The 14,934-nt window shown below is 69.4% G+C and carries 12 protein-coding genes; 5 read left to right on the forward strand and 7 right to left on the reverse strand.

The features are described from left to right. Positions 1-1,240 precede the first annotated feature (1,240 nt). The 3 genes from ACFYPR_RS05735 (at position 1,241) to ACFYPR_RS05745 (ending at position 4,098) form a co-directional block, all read left to right on the forward strand. On the forward strand, positions 1,241-1,534 hold the full coding sequence (locus ACFYPR_RS05735) for a helix-turn-helix domain-containing protein (RefSeq protein WP_387258734.1): 294 nt from the start codon (positions 1,241-1,243) through the stop codon (positions 1,532-1,534). Positions 1,535-1,731: 197 nt separating this feature from the next. Beyond that, positions 1,732-3,192, forward strand: a complete 1,461-nt coding sequence (locus tag ACFYPR_RS05740) for a tyrosine-type recombinase/integrase (protein ID WP_387258736.1) — start codon at positions 1,732-1,734, stop codon at positions 3,190-3,192. Positions 3,193-3,273: 81 nt separating this feature from the next. Continuing rightward, a complete protein-coding gene (locus ACFYPR_RS05745) occupies positions 3,274-4,098 on the forward strand; it encodes a class I SAM-dependent methyltransferase (RefSeq protein WP_387258738.1) in 825 nt (274 codons plus the stop codon). 134 nt (positions 4,099-4,232) lie between these two features. On the opposite strand, the gene ACFYPR_RS05750 is transcribed toward ACFYPR_RS05745, so the two are convergent. From ACFYPR_RS05750 to ACFYPR_RS05775, 6 genes are all read right to left on the reverse strand, one after another. Then, on the reverse strand, positions 4,233-5,111 hold the full coding sequence (locus ACFYPR_RS05750; protein ID WP_387258740.1) for a hypothetical protein: 879 nt from the start codon (positions 5,109-5,111) through the stop codon (positions 4,233-4,235). A 70-nt stretch (positions 5,112-5,181) separates the two neighbouring features. After that, positions 5,182-6,303: a tetratricopeptide repeat protein gene (locus tag ACFYPR_RS05755; RefSeq protein WP_387258741.1), complete on the reverse strand. Its 1,122-nt coding sequence runs from the start codon at positions 6,301-6,303 to the stop codon at positions 5,182-5,184. Positions 6,304-6,556: 253 nt separating this feature from the next. Next, positions 6,557-7,228, reverse strand: a complete 672-nt coding sequence (locus ACFYPR_RS05760) for a GNAT family N-acetyltransferase (RefSeq protein ID WP_387258743.1) — start codon at positions 7,226-7,228, stop codon at positions 6,557-6,559. Positions 7,229-7,272: 44 nt separating this feature from the next. Then, positions 7,273-7,956: a GPP34 family phosphoprotein gene (locus ACFYPR_RS05765; RefSeq protein ID WP_387258744.1), complete on the reverse strand. Its 684-nt coding sequence runs from the start codon at positions 7,954-7,956 to the stop codon at positions 7,273-7,275. A 14-nt stretch (positions 7,957-7,970) separates the two neighbouring features. Further along, positions 7,971-8,984 carry an acetamidase/formamidase family protein gene (locus tag ACFYPR_RS05770; protein ID WP_387258745.1) on the reverse strand — a complete coding sequence of 338 codons (1,014 nt, stop codon included), beginning with the start codon at positions 8,982-8,984 and terminating at the stop codon, positions 7,971-7,973. Next, positions 8,981-10,387: an APC family permease gene (locus ACFYPR_RS05775; RefSeq protein ID WP_387258747.1), complete on the reverse strand. Its 1,407-nt coding sequence runs from the start codon at positions 10,385-10,387 to the stop codon at positions 8,981-8,983. Before ACFYPR_RS05775 ends, ACFYPR_RS05770 begins: the two co-directional genes overlap by 4 nt. Positions 10,388-10,750: 363 nt before the next feature. Here ACFYPR_RS05775 and ACFYPR_RS05780 point away from each other — a divergent pair, with 363 nt between their 5' ends. Then, entirely contained in the window at positions 10,751-12,550 is a 1,800-nt protein-coding gene (locus ACFYPR_RS05780) for a S9 family peptidase (RefSeq protein WP_387258749.1), read from the forward strand. Positions 12,551-12,554: 4 nt separating this feature from the next. On the opposite strand, the gene ACFYPR_RS05785 is transcribed toward ACFYPR_RS05780, so the two are convergent. After that, the gene (locus ACFYPR_RS05785; RefSeq protein ID WP_387258750.1) at positions 12,555-13,931 is read right to left on the reverse strand and encodes a helix-turn-helix domain-containing protein; all 1,377 of its coding nucleotides are present in this window, start codon (positions 13,929-13,931) and stop codon (positions 12,555-12,557) included. A 536-nt stretch (positions 13,932-14,467) separates the two neighbouring features. On the opposite strand from ACFYPR_RS05785, the gene ACFYPR_RS05790 reads away from it, so the two are divergent. Further along, on the forward strand, positions 14,468-14,902 hold the full coding sequence (locus ACFYPR_RS05790) for an NUDIX domain-containing protein (protein ID WP_387258752.1): 435 nt from the start codon (positions 14,468-14,470) through the stop codon (positions 14,900-14,902). Positions 14,903-14,934: the final 32 nt, after the last annotated feature.

Genomic DNA, 14,934 nt, shown 5'->3' on the forward strand with positions numbered 1-14,934 from the left:
AGCCGCTCACAACAAAGACTCACAGCGACTCACAGCGGCGTGGCATCCTCTGCCCGCACGAGCCAACGCCAGCGACGACGCCGGCAGTGGCGCGAAACCCGACCACCTGCCGCATCCCCCCGCCCGGGGGAACATGCCTGGCACCGCACCGTGTCAGTCGTCGGCGGGTGCAGCAGTGGTAGGCAACCCGCCGTCCCGGCTGCCTCGCCGGGAGGCGCGTGAACCAGTGTCAACGAGGTCCGTCGATGGACATCCTGTCCACGCAGGCGGCGGCGACTGCCTCCCTGAGGGCAGGAACGTCGGCGGAGACGCTGTGTCACTTTGTCCGGACACGCGTTCGCCGACGGTCACGTGACGTCGAGGTATCTCGCTCGATAGCGTGCGCGGCGGCCATGGACTCAAGTTCGGCGCAGCGTGTCATCCGTGTCCGGCCCAGTGTCCGCGACGCCGCGCATGTCATCGATGCCCGTCGTTGACAAAACGTCCGGCGGGGTCGCTGAGCAGGGCCGGGACATCTCGGTCACGCGCGTGCCATTGACCTTGAGTGACACCGGCGCAGGTTGGCAGAAGTCCGACCCATGTCGGCGATGGCCAGGCCGGCGTGACATCACCGCGCCGCATGGCCGAGTGTGTCAATCACCCCCCAGCCGTGTCCGCGCCCGTCGGCCACGGACATGCCCCCGGGCAATATGTCATCGACGCGCCTGATTTCCCGACCGGTTGTCGCCGCTGAGCCCCGTGACGCGTTGGCATCGCAGCCGAGTCGTCGGCGGACACGCTGTCGGAGCACCCGTGAACCGCCACGCCATCCACCGTTTCATCGACTTCTGCCACTGTCCGTGGGGTCGGCGACAAGGCGGAGGCGCATCCGCGGGGTCCGGGCGAGCGGCCGGACGGGCGGTCCTGTGAGTCCCTGTGAGTTGGCGGTGAGTCAGGCAGGCGTTCGCCAGAGCACACAGGCGCGGTTTTACAGATGTCAGCGCCCTGACCGGCGCGGCGCGGAGCCGCTATGGAGATGAGCGAGCACCGATGTAAGCACCGCTTGAGTCGTCCCGGACGGCCGTGCCGCATGTCGCCGGGCCAGATCGACGACCTATCGGATCTGCTCCTGCCTTCCGGCGGTGAGGGCCGAGTCCATCTCCGAGCACTTGGCCTTACCGCCGTGCCCTCTGCCTGATGCCGTACGCCCGTACCCACCGTTGAGGAGATGACCATGAGATCGTCCAGACGCACTCGAACCGTGCCACTGCAGTCTGGGGAAGAGGCGGCCGCGGGTGAGCGGGAGCCGACGTGGACGGCCGCGCGGGTCCGCGCCCTGGGTGCCAGCACCGACCTGGCAACCGCCGCGGCGGTGCTCGGCATGTCCCGCTCTGCCGCCTACAAGCTGATCCGTCGCGACGCGTTCCCCGTGCCGCACTTCCGCGTCGGCGCCCACTACCGGATACCGACGGCGCCGCTACTCGCCGTCCTGCACCTGCACGACCCGGGGACCACTCCGGAGCAAGCCGCTGGTGCCGCAAGCGTTCCACCGTAGGTGCCTTCCGCGCCGGCGGGGACCCATCCCGTCCAACTCTCACGCCGCGCCAACGCGCGCGGCTTTGTACCCGCCCCGACCTTGCGCCGGGACCGTCGTACGACGGTCCCGGCGACTTGATCGTGCTCGCGGATCACGCGTGGATGTCGATCGACGAAACCGATGCACCCCTACCTGATCGAGGAGCACCACCTGTCATGCCTGACGGAAGCATTTTCAAACGCTGCGGCTGCCGCCACCCCGACACCGGCAAACCCTTTGGAAACGACTGTCCCAAGCTGCGCCGCCCCAACCGTGCCTGGAGTTCCGAGCACGGCCACTGGGCCTACCAACTTGAACTCCCACCTACCGCCGATGGCCGACGCCGCCAACTACGCCGCGCCGGCCTACCCAACCGCCGCGCGGCCTCCGACGAACTCGACCAGGCCCGGGAACTACTCGCCCTCGCCGGCAAAGACCGGCGGCGGCGGAGCGACATCGCCGACGTGCTCCAGGCCGCGGTGCGGGCCAAGCGGCCGCTGCCCGAGGTCGACCGCCTCCGGCAGCGGCTGCGCGGCGATGGCCCTCTGGCGGACATGCCGACCGTCGCCGAGTACCTGACCGGCTGGCTGGGCCACCTCACTATCGACGCGAACACCGTCGGCGGCTACGAGTCGATCGTGCGTGTGCACCTCGTCCCGCACCTCGGGGAGGTTCCGCTGGACAAGCTGCGCACCAGCCACATCCGTGACTTGTTCGCCGCGATAGGACGCCGCAACGGGGAGATCCTCGCGGCCAGAACCAGCCCCGACCCGGCGGTGCGCCAGTCGGTCGCGGGGGTGCGCCCCACCGGCCCCGCCCGGCGTCAGCGCATCCGCGCCTGCCTGCGTAAGGCCATCAACGATGCCCTCGCCGACGAACTCATCGTCGGCTCCAACCCGGCCGCGCTGGTCAAAACCCCGGGTGACCGACCGTTGCCGATCGTGTGGGAGGACGAACGCGTGCAGCGCTGGAAGGACTTCGGCACGGTGCCCGGACCGGTGATGGTGTGGACCGACACCCAGCTCGTCGACTTCCTCGACCACGCCGCCCAGCACGCTCCCGACCTGCACCCGATGTGGCACTACATGGCCTACCGGGGGCCTCGGCGCGGCGAGGCCTGCGGACTGCGCGACAGCGAGGTCCGCCTGCACCGACGGGAGACCACCATCAACAACCAGATCGCCACCCACGGCTACACCCCCGTGCAGAAACTCCCGAAGAGCAGAGCCGGCAACCGCGACGTCGCCCTCGACGCCGACACCGTCAAGGTCCTCACCGCCTACAAGGCCCGCCGCGCCCAATGGCAACTCGCCGCCGGCCCGGCGTGGCCCGACACCGGACTGTTCTTCGTCCGCCCCGACGGGCAGCCCTGGCACCCCAACGCCGTCACCCAACGCTTCCGCCGGCTCGTCCGCAAGGCCGGCCTACCACCGATCCGGCTGCACGACCTGCGCCACAGCGCCGCCACCATCGCCCTCGATGCCGGCGTCGACATCAAGGTCCTCTCCGACCAACTCGGCCACTCCACCACCACCCTGACCCGCGACACCTACCAGAGCGTCACCAAACAGCTGCACCAGGACGCCGCCGACGCCGTCGCGAAGAAGATCGACCAGAAACGCCGCAAGGCGGGGTGAAGCCCACCCTGACGCAAGCGGCGGCGCACAACGCGTGCGGTCGGGCCGGGTCCCGGTCGCCCGAGCGAATACGCTCGCGACGTGGGCGGTGACGACCAGCGGCTGAGCCGGCGCGGCAGCTTCGACGAGGACCCGGACAACTACCACGCGGCCCGGCCGGGATACCCGCGGCGGGTGTACGAGGTGCTTGCCGAGTGCGGGCTGCGACCGGGCGCCCGCGTCCTGGAGGTCGGACCTGGCACCGGGCAGGTGACCCGTTCCCTCGTGGACGCCGGCGCGTCGGTGCTGGCGGTGGAACTCGGTGGCCGGCTGGCGGCCCGGTTGCGAACGAACCTGACCGGCCACGACGTGACCGTGATCGAGGGCGACTTCACCACCGTGGCGCTGCCCGACGACACCTTCGACCTTGCGGTCTGCGCCACCGCCTTCCACTGGCTGAACGCGGGCGCGGCGGTGCGACGGCTGGCCCGCCTCGTTCGGCCGGGCGGAGTGCTGGCGGTGTGGTGGACGGTCTTCGGTGACCCCGACCGCAGCCCGCCCTGGCGCACGGAGCTGGACGCGGTGTACCGACGATGGCTACCGGGGCAGGGGCGCGGCCCCGCCGGAAGGCCAGCGCCGCTGCGGGTCGTCGAGCGCACGGCGGAACTGCGGGCAGGTGACTGGTTCGGCCCCGTCCAGGTCGAGATGATCCGCTGGGAGCACCAGCTGACCCCGCACGGCGCGCGCGGGCTGTGGGGGACCTTCCCGAACGTCCGTGAGTTGAGCACCGACCAGCGCGAGGCGGTCCTCGACAGCGTCGCCGAGGTGATCGCCCGCCAACCCGGCGCGACGGCGACCGACCACTACGTCACCGCGCTGTACACGGCGCAGCGGCGAAACAACTCGGCCTCTCCGGCCGGTTCTTGATATCGAGCAGCGGACGGCTGAAGGGTGCCAGCGATCCACGCCGTCGATAGGGACTGGGCCAGCCGGGACTCCATGCGCCGGACATCACCGGCGAGCTGACGCGCCGGTGCGCCCCTCCGAGTGGACGGGGCAGCTCAGGGCCGCCCGGCAAGTGTTCGGGTGTCGGTGGCGGTGTGGCCGCGTTCGAGGATCAGCACGTAGGAGAACAGGCCCGGCTTCGCACCGTGCACCTGTTCGTGGGCGGAGAGTACTTCGCCAGTGCTGGGCTGGATGATGAGCTGCGTCTGGGAGTTGTCGGCCCTCACGGTGAAGCCGAGGCCGGTTCGTCCGGCGAGGTCAGTCCGCTCGCCCTGGTAGCCAATGGTCGGCACGTCGGCTAGGACACGCAGCGTGGCTGCGCGCTGTGCTCGGTCGAGGTATTGGCCGATGGCGACGCCGATGACGCCGTGGACGAGCATGCGCGGGTAGGCGGGCTCGCCGGCCAGTTCGCGTGGGGCCAGCGCACCAGCGAGCTCGGCGATGTCAGTGGTCAGCGGTTCGGGAAGGTAGGGCTCGAGATCGCCGCTGAAGTATCGCGTCGTCTTCGTCCTGGCAGCGGCGAACTGGCGGCGCTCGTCGGATCTCGGGCGGTGGGCGAGGCCACGCACGTCGGGGAGCCGGCGCGTCACCTCGCGCCCGGAATCATCGGCGTCGCGGCGCCAGCGCTGTAGGTCTGAGCGGCTGATGACATTGGTGGCACGGGTCCAGGATTGGGTGTGCAGGTAGGTGTAGGGCAGGTCGATGGTGCGATCGGCGGGGGCGGCCGTGATGGTGTCGGCGAGCAGGCGCAGGCGCTGCTGTGGGGTGAGGCCGGGCGCGGTCGCCGCGAGTGCCGGGGATGGGGACGCCGAGGGCGTCGCGGGAGCTGGTGTGGCCGATGTCGAGCCGGAGGGTCCGGGTTGGCAGCCAGTGAGGAGGAGGCCGGCGATCAGCCCCGCCGACCATCGGCGCGCGCTGAGGGTGGTGTGGAGCAAGGTGTTTCGTGTCCTTCCGATGCGAGTCTGGTGCGGGTGCGCCCAGGCAATCTGTCCCGGTGGTGGGCGTTCAGGTTCGGTCGGTGCCGGGCATGGCGGTCATCGCAAAGTGCGTGGGATGACCCGGCGGGCCGGTAGCTGTGGTGTGCATGCGGTACAGGGCGGCTGCCATGCGCGCGACGACGGGGTGGTGAGGATGGACACGGCGGTGATAGGCGATGGTCCTGGCGAGGAGCTGCCGCGCCGGTTCCTGGCGGCCGTGTTCATGCAGGACGACGGCGAGGCTGGCTTGGGCGGCGAGGGTGGGTAGTGCGTAGGGTCCGTCGGCTTGGGTGTGGTGGCGGATGAGGTCGCTGTAGCAGTCGGCGGCGGCGGTGAGGTTCCCGGCGGCGCGGTGGGTGGCGGCCAGGACGCGCAGGGCGGCCCGGACGTCCGGGTTGGTGGGGTCGCGCAGGAGGTGGCGCAGGCTGCGGTGTCCCCACTGGGCCCAGGGCAGCGCGGCGGCTGGGTCGCCGCTGGTGAGGTTGAGGGCGGCCAGGAGCATGGCGGCGCGGGCGGTCGCGGTGTCCAGAGCGAGTCTGCCGCTGGTGGGGTCGATGTGCAGGAGCCCGCTGTGCAGGACGTCGATGGCACGCTCGGGCGTGTTGTCGGCGGCGTGGCGTCGGGCCAGGTGCAGACGCTGGGCCATGGCCATCATCGGATTGGTGATCTGCCGGGAGACGGCCCTCCAGGTGATGTGCAGGTCTGTGCCGGTCGCGCCGACGGTGACGCGGTGGATCGGGCCGAGCGCGTAGGAGGCGGCCTGGGTCGTCTTGCCCGGTGGGACGAGGTGTGGAGTGCGGTGCAGGACCACGGCGGCGACGGCGTCGCGGATCTCGTCGGCCGGCACGGGTGTGCGCCCGCAGGACGGCGCGCACAGGTAGGTCTTGCCGCAGCTGGGCAGTTGGATGAGGATCATGGCTCGTGCGCAGGTGTGGCAGGCCAGGAGGTCGGGTGGCACGGGCGCGGCCTGCACGGCGCGGGCGCGCGCAACCCATTCCTCGACCGTCGCCGGTGACAGGCCGTGGCGGCGGGCGACGCCCCGGGCCGCGTGGTGCAGGCCGTGGACGGCGGCGTGCTCGAGGGTCGCGGCGACGGCCTCGGCGACGAAGGCGGGTGTCCACGCGGCGAGGACGGGCGTCCGCGTCGGCATCGGCGTTCCTTCCTGCTGTTGATGATCGGGTGGTGGGTGCGGGTAGCACCGCCGGGCGGTTGCGGCCGAGGGCTGCGCGTTCGGGCGGAGGGTGTGGCCGGCGACGACAGCGGGGGAATGTCGTCGCCGGCCACGTCGGTCGCCGCTGCCGTCCCCGCACGGGCGGGCGAACGGCTTGTCCGTCCCGAAGTGGGCCCGGGGCGGCGAGGCGGGACGGTCGGTGGGAGCTGTGACCTGGGCGTCCGCACCCTGCCTAGCGCTGCGCGTCGGACTGGGGGCGCGCCGGCGCGGTGACGGTCGCCGGCCTGGCGGTGTTGTCGGGCCAGGATCCGCGAGCTGGGCGAGGGTTGCGGCGCATCGGTGCGATGACCGGCCCGTCGGGCAGTGTGAGCGCGGGTCTCGGAAGGTAGCCGTGCCGCCGGTACACGTCCTGGCTGCCATGAATGGTTTCGGTCCAGGAGGGCATGTCGATGCGGTCGAGGCGGCTCTCGTGGTGGGTGAGCATCGCCGCGCCGATACCGCGCCGCCGGGCGACGGGAAGGACGGCGAGAACTGCCAGGTGGTAGTGAGGTTCGGTAGGTGGTCGGGCCTGGGTGAGTAGTTGATCGAGGAGTTCGAACTGCCGCGCGTGCGGGCCGGCGGCGTCGGCCAGTCGAGTGCGGTAGTTCGACGGTGGCGGGATGCTGCGGTAGCGGTGAAAACCCATCGCGGCGGCGCTCAGGTCGTCGGTGATCTGGATGTCACCGAAGAACATGGCGTGTTCCACCCAGATGACCGCTACGTCGGTGAGGATCCGCCGCCGGCAGGTCGGGTCGGGCACCAGCCACTGGGCGAGCGGACCGGAATGTAGGGCGTCGGCGACGATCGCGGCGACCGGTTCTTTGTCCGCCCACCGGGCGGCACGGATACGCGGAATGACGTCCATAAGATGCCTCCAAGGGCAGCGGATCGTGTGGGATGGCGCGGGGCTCACCGGTAGGCGGCGGTGGCGAGGTCACCGACGGCGGCGTCAACCGCGGCGGTAATGTCGCGTACCTGCCGGTAGTGCTGCGCGGCGATGGTGCGTAGCTGCACGGTGAGGGCGGCGATGTCGTCGGCGAGGTACAGGTGGTTGGTCAGGCCGAGGGTCGCGACGAGGCCGCCGAGGGCGGCGGTGTGGTTGTCGGGCTGGTCACGGCCTGCGGCGATGTAGTGCAGCCGGGCGCGGGCGACGACCGGCCACTTGAGGTCGGCGGGCAGGTAGCGGTCGGTGCGGGCCAGCCCGCCGAGACGGCGGCGCACGTCGTGGCGCAGGATCCCGCCGGCGTGCAGGCCGGCGCGGGTGCGGTCGTACAGATCGTCGGTGAACCCGCGCAGCCACCTCCGCAGGGGTGGGGTCGGATGGGCGTAGCGGATGGAGGCCAGGGCCGTGTCGGCGATCAGGTCCCCGACCGGGCGGTCCAGGTGCAGCCAGAGACTCTGTTCCTCGCCCGGCCCGGTGTCGTCGTTGGTGTCGAGAGCGATCCGCCCGGCGAGGAACAGGTCGATGAGAACCGCACCAGCCAGGCCGAGGGCGAGGGCCTGGCGGTGGATGTGCGGCTGGCCGGTGTCGTCGTCGTGACCGAGCAGGAACAACTCGTCGCGCAACGGCAACTGGGGGATGGAGGAGGTCATGTGGATCCCGCCCTCTACCGTGGCCCGCCGGCGTGCTGTCGGAGGCGTGCGTGCATCCCGCCGTAGGCGGCCTGCGGCTGCGGAAGCAGCAGCTTGTCGACGGCGGCGAGGACCGTGTAGTTCGGGTCGCAGACGTTGCCAATCGGCGCCCTCCCCGCCTGCGACACCAGCTGGTAGGCGTCGAGCTGCTCCAGGCCGGTGACGTCACTCACCCAGCCGACCATGTCGCGGTGCGCGATCCGGTACGCGTCCTCCAGGGGACGGGCGCAGCCAACTGACATGATCGACGTGTCGGTCTCGAGGCGGGGCCACACCGTCGGGACGCCCTTGATGACTTCGATGATCAGGGTGGCGGTCGTGGCGATCTCCACCCCGACGCCGCAGGCCTCACCCTCGCCCTGGCGGGCGTGGCCGTCGCCGAGGGCGAGCATCGCCCCGTGCACGTTCACCCCCAGGTACAGGGTGGCCCCGGCGCGCAGCTCCGGGCTGTCCAGGTTCCCGCCATGGGAGTCGGGGACGATCGTGGAGCGGGCCTCGAACCCGCCGGGCGCGACGCCGATCGTGCCGATCATCGGGTCCAGGGGCAGGTCGACGCTGTGGTCGCTGCCCGTGGCATGGAAGCGGACCGTTCCGGCCTGCCGGTCGATGTCGTACATCCACACGCGCTCTTCGAGTGGCGGCTGCAGGGTGGCGGTGTGCGAGGTCGAGGTGAGTGCGCCGAAGTGCGGGAACGTCGAGGAGACTCCCCAGTCCCGGGCGGGTTCGATGGCGGCGAGGTGGATCGCGAGGGTGTCGCCGGGCTCAGCGTCCTCGACGAAGAACGGCCCCGACACCGGGTTCAGGTACGGCATCCGGCACACCCGCGACGGCAGATCCGCCGGCCCGCGCACGAGACCGCCGAAGCAGTCCTCCGTGAACACCCGCAGCACGTCGCCGGAGCGGACGTGGGCCACCGGCATCCGGCCACCGAAGGTGTAGGCCAACTCATCGCGAGCCGGACGGTAAGTGATCGTGTCCATGCCGGTCACACCCGTTCCACGTGACGGGCCTGCGGCTGCGCGGGCGCCAAACCCGACAGCGCGGGCCGGCGGCCGGCCAGGTACAGGCCGGCGAGAACGACCATGCCGAGGGCGAGCCAGGCCAGGCCGAGGCGCTGCGCGGCGATGTTCGCGTTGACCACGACGAAGGCGAGGATCGCGAACCCGATCCCAGGCATGACCAGGTGCGCCCACCAGTTGCCGCTGCGCCGGCGGATGAGATGGTGCACGACCACGGAGACGTGCAGGACCAGGAAGGCCACCATCGCTCCGAAGTTGATCAGCGACGACAGAAGGGTGATCCCGTCGGCGCGGTTGGCCATGTACAGGCCGAGGGCGAGGGACACGGCGCCGGTGAGCAGGGTGGCGTTGATCGGCACGTTGCGGCGGATCGACACCTTCGCCAGGAACGCGGGCAACTGCCGGTCGCGGGCCATCGCGTACAGCAGCCGCGAGGTAGCGACCTGCGCGACCATCGAGTTCGGCAGCCCCCAGGCGATGGCCGTCGCCACCGCGCATAGGGTCGCCAGCCAACTCCCGCCGGCCACGGCGGCGGCGTCGTAGAACGCGGTCCCGTTCGGGTCACCATTCGCCAGGAGACCGGCCGGGTCGGGGACGAGCATCGCGGCCAGCCACGTCTGGACGATGAACAGCACCCCGGCCAGGATCAGGACGGCGGCCATGGCGCGGCCGATCTGCCGGGAACCGCCCTTGGTCTCCTCCGCCAGCATGCTGATGCCATCGAAGCCGAGGAACGACAGCACCGCGATCGACACCGCGCCCGCGACGAGCGACCAGGTGAAGGTATCGGCGTTGTAGAACGCCTCCCAGCTGAACCGGCCCCTGCCCGAGGCGAGGGCCCAGCCGGCAATGGCCAAGAAGATCGCCAGGACGATCAACTCGCCGACGAGCATGACCCGAGTGACCACCGCGGTCATCCGGATCCCGACCGAGTTGACGACCGTGTTGACCGCCACGAAACCGAGCAGCCACAGCCACACCGGCACCGACGGGACCGTGGCGTGCATCGCCATCGACGCCACCAGGTACAGCAGGCCAGGCACGAGCACGTAATCGAGGAGGATCACCCAGCCGGCCAGGAAACCCACCGGCGGGCTGATGCCCCGACCGGCGTAGTTGTAGACGCTGCCGCTCATGGGGAACGCCTTGACCATCTGCGCGTAGGAGAACGCGGTGAACACCAGCGCCACCACGCCGATCGAGTACGCCAGGGCCACCATCCCACCGGAGCCGGCATAGACGCTGCCGAAGATCGCCATCGGCGCGATCGGCACCATGTACACCAACCCGTACGCGACGAGATCCCGGAACCGAAGCCTCCGAGCCAACTCCTGGCGGTAGCCGTAGCGCGTCAATTCATCCTGTAGCTGCATTGCACCCTTCCGAAAGGCTCGTGTCGGCGGCGGCGCAACGTCCAATGTTGGGCCGCGTGTGAATTGCTTCACGCTCCGAATGGTCGCTCGATTCGAATGGCGCGGTCGATACCGGAAATGCGGACAAAGGATTTTGTCCGCATCAAATTTGTCGCTCCGAACTTGAGCTGCCCAGCGGCAGTTCGAGCCGTACCGTCCAGCCGCAGGGACGAAGTGCTTGCGCGTAGAGTCGACCGTGCCTGGGAGCACTCGCGCCGGCTTGGCGGCACGACAACTTCTTCTACGCCGTCGCCGGTGCACCCGAGGCCGGTCGACGAGGGCGCTGTCTTACGGTCGCGTACGGAAGTTGTTCGAGGAGGACCCGTGAGGCTGGCGGACAGGATCGCTGTGGTCTCGACGGAGGACGCGGTTCGCGCCTCTGTCAGCTATGACCAGCTGCGTGCCGGGGATGGCGCGCTGTACTGGTTGGAGACCCGCCCCGAAGCCGGGGTCGCGACGGTGACATGTTGGCGGCCCGGCGAGGGTGCGCGAGACGTCAGTCCGGAGGGCTTCGACGTCACCAGCGGCGTTCACGCGTACGGAGGCGGGGCGTTCGCTGTCACTGACGGGACGTTGTGGTGCGTCGGCGGAGACGGCCTTTACCGGAAGCGTCTTCACGACGATGAAATCGAGTTGGTCAGTCTGGGATCCTTCGGCGACCTGACGATCGGCGACGGCGAGTTACTGGCCGTGCGGGAGTCAGAGCATGGTGACGACCTCATCGCGGTGTCGCTTACAAGCGTCCCGGACATATGGGCTCTCGCAGCATGCCGGGGATTCCTCGGCGCACCTCGGCCGGGTCCAGGCATGTTGGCCTGGACCACTTGGAGCGAGCGCGACATGCCCTGGGATGGGTGTGAGATATGGGTCGCCTCCTACTCGCCGCGTGGCCAGGTCGGGAACCCGGTAAAGCTCGCCGGCGGTTCGGAAGAGTCGGCGGTGGAGCCGAGGTGGGGTCCCGACGGGGCGTTGTACTTCGTGTCAGACCGCAGCGGCTGGTGGAACCTTTACCGGTGGGACGGCCACCAGGTGAAGCGGGTGGCATCGATCGCGGGTGAGTGCGCCGCGGAGCCGTGGGAGCTGGGCTACGCGTCGTACGACTTCCTTGACGACGGCCGGATCGTCGTGGCGGTGCAGGACGGGCCGCGGCACCGCCTCGTCGTCATCGACCCTGACGGCACTGTTCGCCCGGTCGACCTTCCATATACGTCCATCAAGCCCTATCTGGCCGTTCAAGGAACGACGGTGGCGTTGATCGGGGCGTCGCCGACCGCGGCCCCGCAGGTCGCGCTCGTGCACCTAACGGCCGCCAATCCTCAGGTGGAGGTGCTTGCCCGGTCGGAGCACGCCAAACTCGACGGGGCGCAAGTGTCGACGCCGACGGAACTGCGGGTTCATGTCGCGGGTGATCGAGAGGTAATTGCCCTGGTGTATCCGCCAACGGCCTCGGCGGCGGACTGGCGGGCACCGGTGATCGTGAGGGCACATCCTGGGCCTACCGCCTCGTGCCTCCTGCGCTTGGACTGGCAGGCGCAGTTCTTCACCAGTCGAGGGTTCGCCGTCGTGGACGTCGACTATCTCGGCAGCACCGGGTACGGCCGGGTCTTCCGGGAAGCGCTGTACGGCCGGTGGGGCCTCGACGATGTTGATGACTGCGCGGCGGTGGCGGACCATCTGCTCGCAACAGGACGAGCCGTACCGGGTCAAGTCTTCATTCGCGGAGCCAGCGCCGGCGGATACACAGCCCTGCACGCCGTGGCGCAGAGCGGTCCGTTCGCTGCCGCCACGGCCGTGTCAGCGATCGTGGATCCCGACCGTTGGGCGGAAACCGTGCCCCGCTTCCAGCGCGCGCACGCCAGACGGCTGCGAGGCGGTGCCGGGCGGGTCGATGCCGCAAACGTTCAGCGGCCGGTGCTGCTCCTTCATGGCACCGCTGATGACGTGGCGGTAGTCGAGGATGTGCGAGAGCTCGCCGAACAACTGACAGCTCACGGCGTGCCCCACGACATGCTGCTTCTCCCCGACGTCGGCCACTACGTGGCGACCTCCGCCCAGGCGGGCACGGCGCTGGAAGCGGAATTGGCGCACTACCGTTTCGTGATGGCGGCTGCGGCTACTGATTAAGGGACTACACGGCGGCCAGCGGTAGCTGAGACCGCACGTACTCGCCGAACTCACGGACCTCCGGCTCACACCGGTAGGGCTCAAGATCGGCTTGCACCTCAACGATGCGCTCCAAGCAGCGGTGCGAGGTGGTCCGCGCGGCGTGATCCACCGCCACTCGGCCAGCTGCACAGGCTTCGTCGATGCGGCCAGCGGCAGCCAACGATGAGGCCAGGAGCGCGGTGTCAATGGCCAGTCGGCGGACGTGTGTGGGGCTCAGCGCGCCAAGGGCATCACCCAGGTGCCGTTGGGTCTGCTGCGGCCGGCCCAGATCATGGAAGCAGTGGGCAAGCTCATCGGCGAGGTAGGCCGGATCGAAGTACTGGATCCACAGCGGCTCGTCCCCGGGCCTGCCGCGATTCAGTTGCCTCTCTGCGATGTCGAGGTGGACCATGCAGTCGCTTTCTCGCCCGAGTCGGGCGTACGTCCGCGCCACCACGGCGTGTAGCGCGGCCTCCACGGCGGGCGTCGCCTGGGTCTCACTACCCCTCACCGCCGTGAGCGCCATCCGCAGCGCCGGCTCGGGATGGCCGCAGTGCAGCGCCAGGTGGCCGATGTTCGCAGCGAGCAGGTAGCTGCCGTAGAGGCGGTCGTCGGCGGCTTGCGTCAGCCGCAGAGCGCGCAAGTAGCGGCGCTGCGCGAGACCGTGGGCTCCGGTGTCGACTGCCTGATACCCGCACAGTTCGAAGAAGCCCGCCGCCAGCCTGTACAGGCGCCGACCGATCGTTTCCGAGGCGGGGGTGTTTGCCAGCAATCGGTTTAGCTCGCCTTCGACGTACCGCTGCACCTGGGCATGGACTCGTCCGGCACCGTGGGTGTGGTCCAGCTGCCGGAACATCGCCAGAGCGGTCTCAGCGGAGCTGAGGTCCTCCTCGCGAACCTGATCAGGTGAGCCGGGCCGGCCGGCCGCAGACAGTCGGGGTCCCGCAGCAGCGTTCAGCCAGTCCAGAGCGGCGCGATCTAGGACACCTGGCTGGAACGGAACCCGAACGACCATGTCGGCCAACCCCGAGGTCTCCGCCGGCTGAGTGGAGAGCAGGGTGATGACGCCCGTCGGCGCCGTCGCTAGCTTGCCCGCGTTGACCCGATTCTTCTCGAGTAGCGGTAGCAGGCGCATCAAGGCACCGCCGGTCGCCAACGCCTTGTCACATGCCTCGACGAAGTCCCGCGAGGGGAACCGGTCTGCCGTCTCGACTCGACGCACCAGGTCGGCACTGAATCGGATCATGGCACCCAGCCGCGCCTGCGAAAAGCCGGCGTGCTCCCGCAGTCGACGCAACTCAGCGCCGAAGAAGTGTCGCTCCGAGATGGACGGCTCAAGCGCCCGCGGGGTCTGGCCCATGACACCGCCTTTCAGGCTGCCTACTTGCGGATGGCATTGAGCAGCGTGGACATCGCGCTTATAGGGTCACTCAGCGTTCAGCGCGGCGCAAGCAGGAACGACGAAAGGGTGGTCGATCCGAACCGCTCACGGGGCGAGCGCCATGCGGACAACCACTCCGTCCGCATGCTCGGTGTTCACGACTGCGGCTCGGAGGGCGAGGGTGTGGAGGACGGGGTTCCGACCACCCGTCAATCCGCTTCAGATCTCAAGGAACCCTCGGAGGTGGTAATGAAGCACGAGACGAGGCCATCCTCCGTGGCCGTGACGGGTACTGGGATTGAGACAGAGCCCGCAGCTCGGGCATCAGGCGATGAGCCCAATACAACGTCCCTGCTGATGGATCACTTGGCTCTTCGTGACGTTCGGATACCGGACCTAGACTCAAGGTTGTTTGTCCAGCGGTCGGCGGGCGCTGCTTATTACCGCATGCAGTTCCCATTGATACCTGTGGGCCTACGAGCTTCTGAAGTCAACGAATGAAGAGGGGTTTTCTCATGCCGGAGCGGGTCACCAAGGAAAAGGTTCTCTGCTACGTCGTACGTGACGGTCAACTGCTGGTCTTCCGGCACACCGATTACAGCTACGAGGAAGTCGGCATCCAGGTTCCGGCGGGCAGCGTCCGCGCCGGCGAGACGCCGGAGGCGGCGGCGCTGCGCGAGGCCCGCGAGGAGACCGGCCTGAAGCACTTCAAAATCGTGCGGAAGCTCGGCGAGACCGAGTACGACATCAGCCCGTACCGGTTCGAGCTCCAGCGCCGCCACGTCTTCCACCTAGAACTGACCGAGCCGACGCCGGAGCGGTGGAAGAGCCAGGAGGACCACGACGGGGAGCAGGAGCCGACGCACTTCGAATGCTTCTGGATTCCGCTGGAGGCCGCCCACATCCTCCAGTCCGGCCAGGGCGCCCTGCTGGGACGCCTGTACGACTGATCCCCGTCCGGTCACGGCCACCCCTGGGAGGC

Source organism: Micromonospora sp. NPDC005254, from assembly GCF_042872525.1.
GTDB lineage: Bacteria > Actinomycetota > Actinomycetes > Mycobacteriales > Micromonosporaceae > Micromonospora.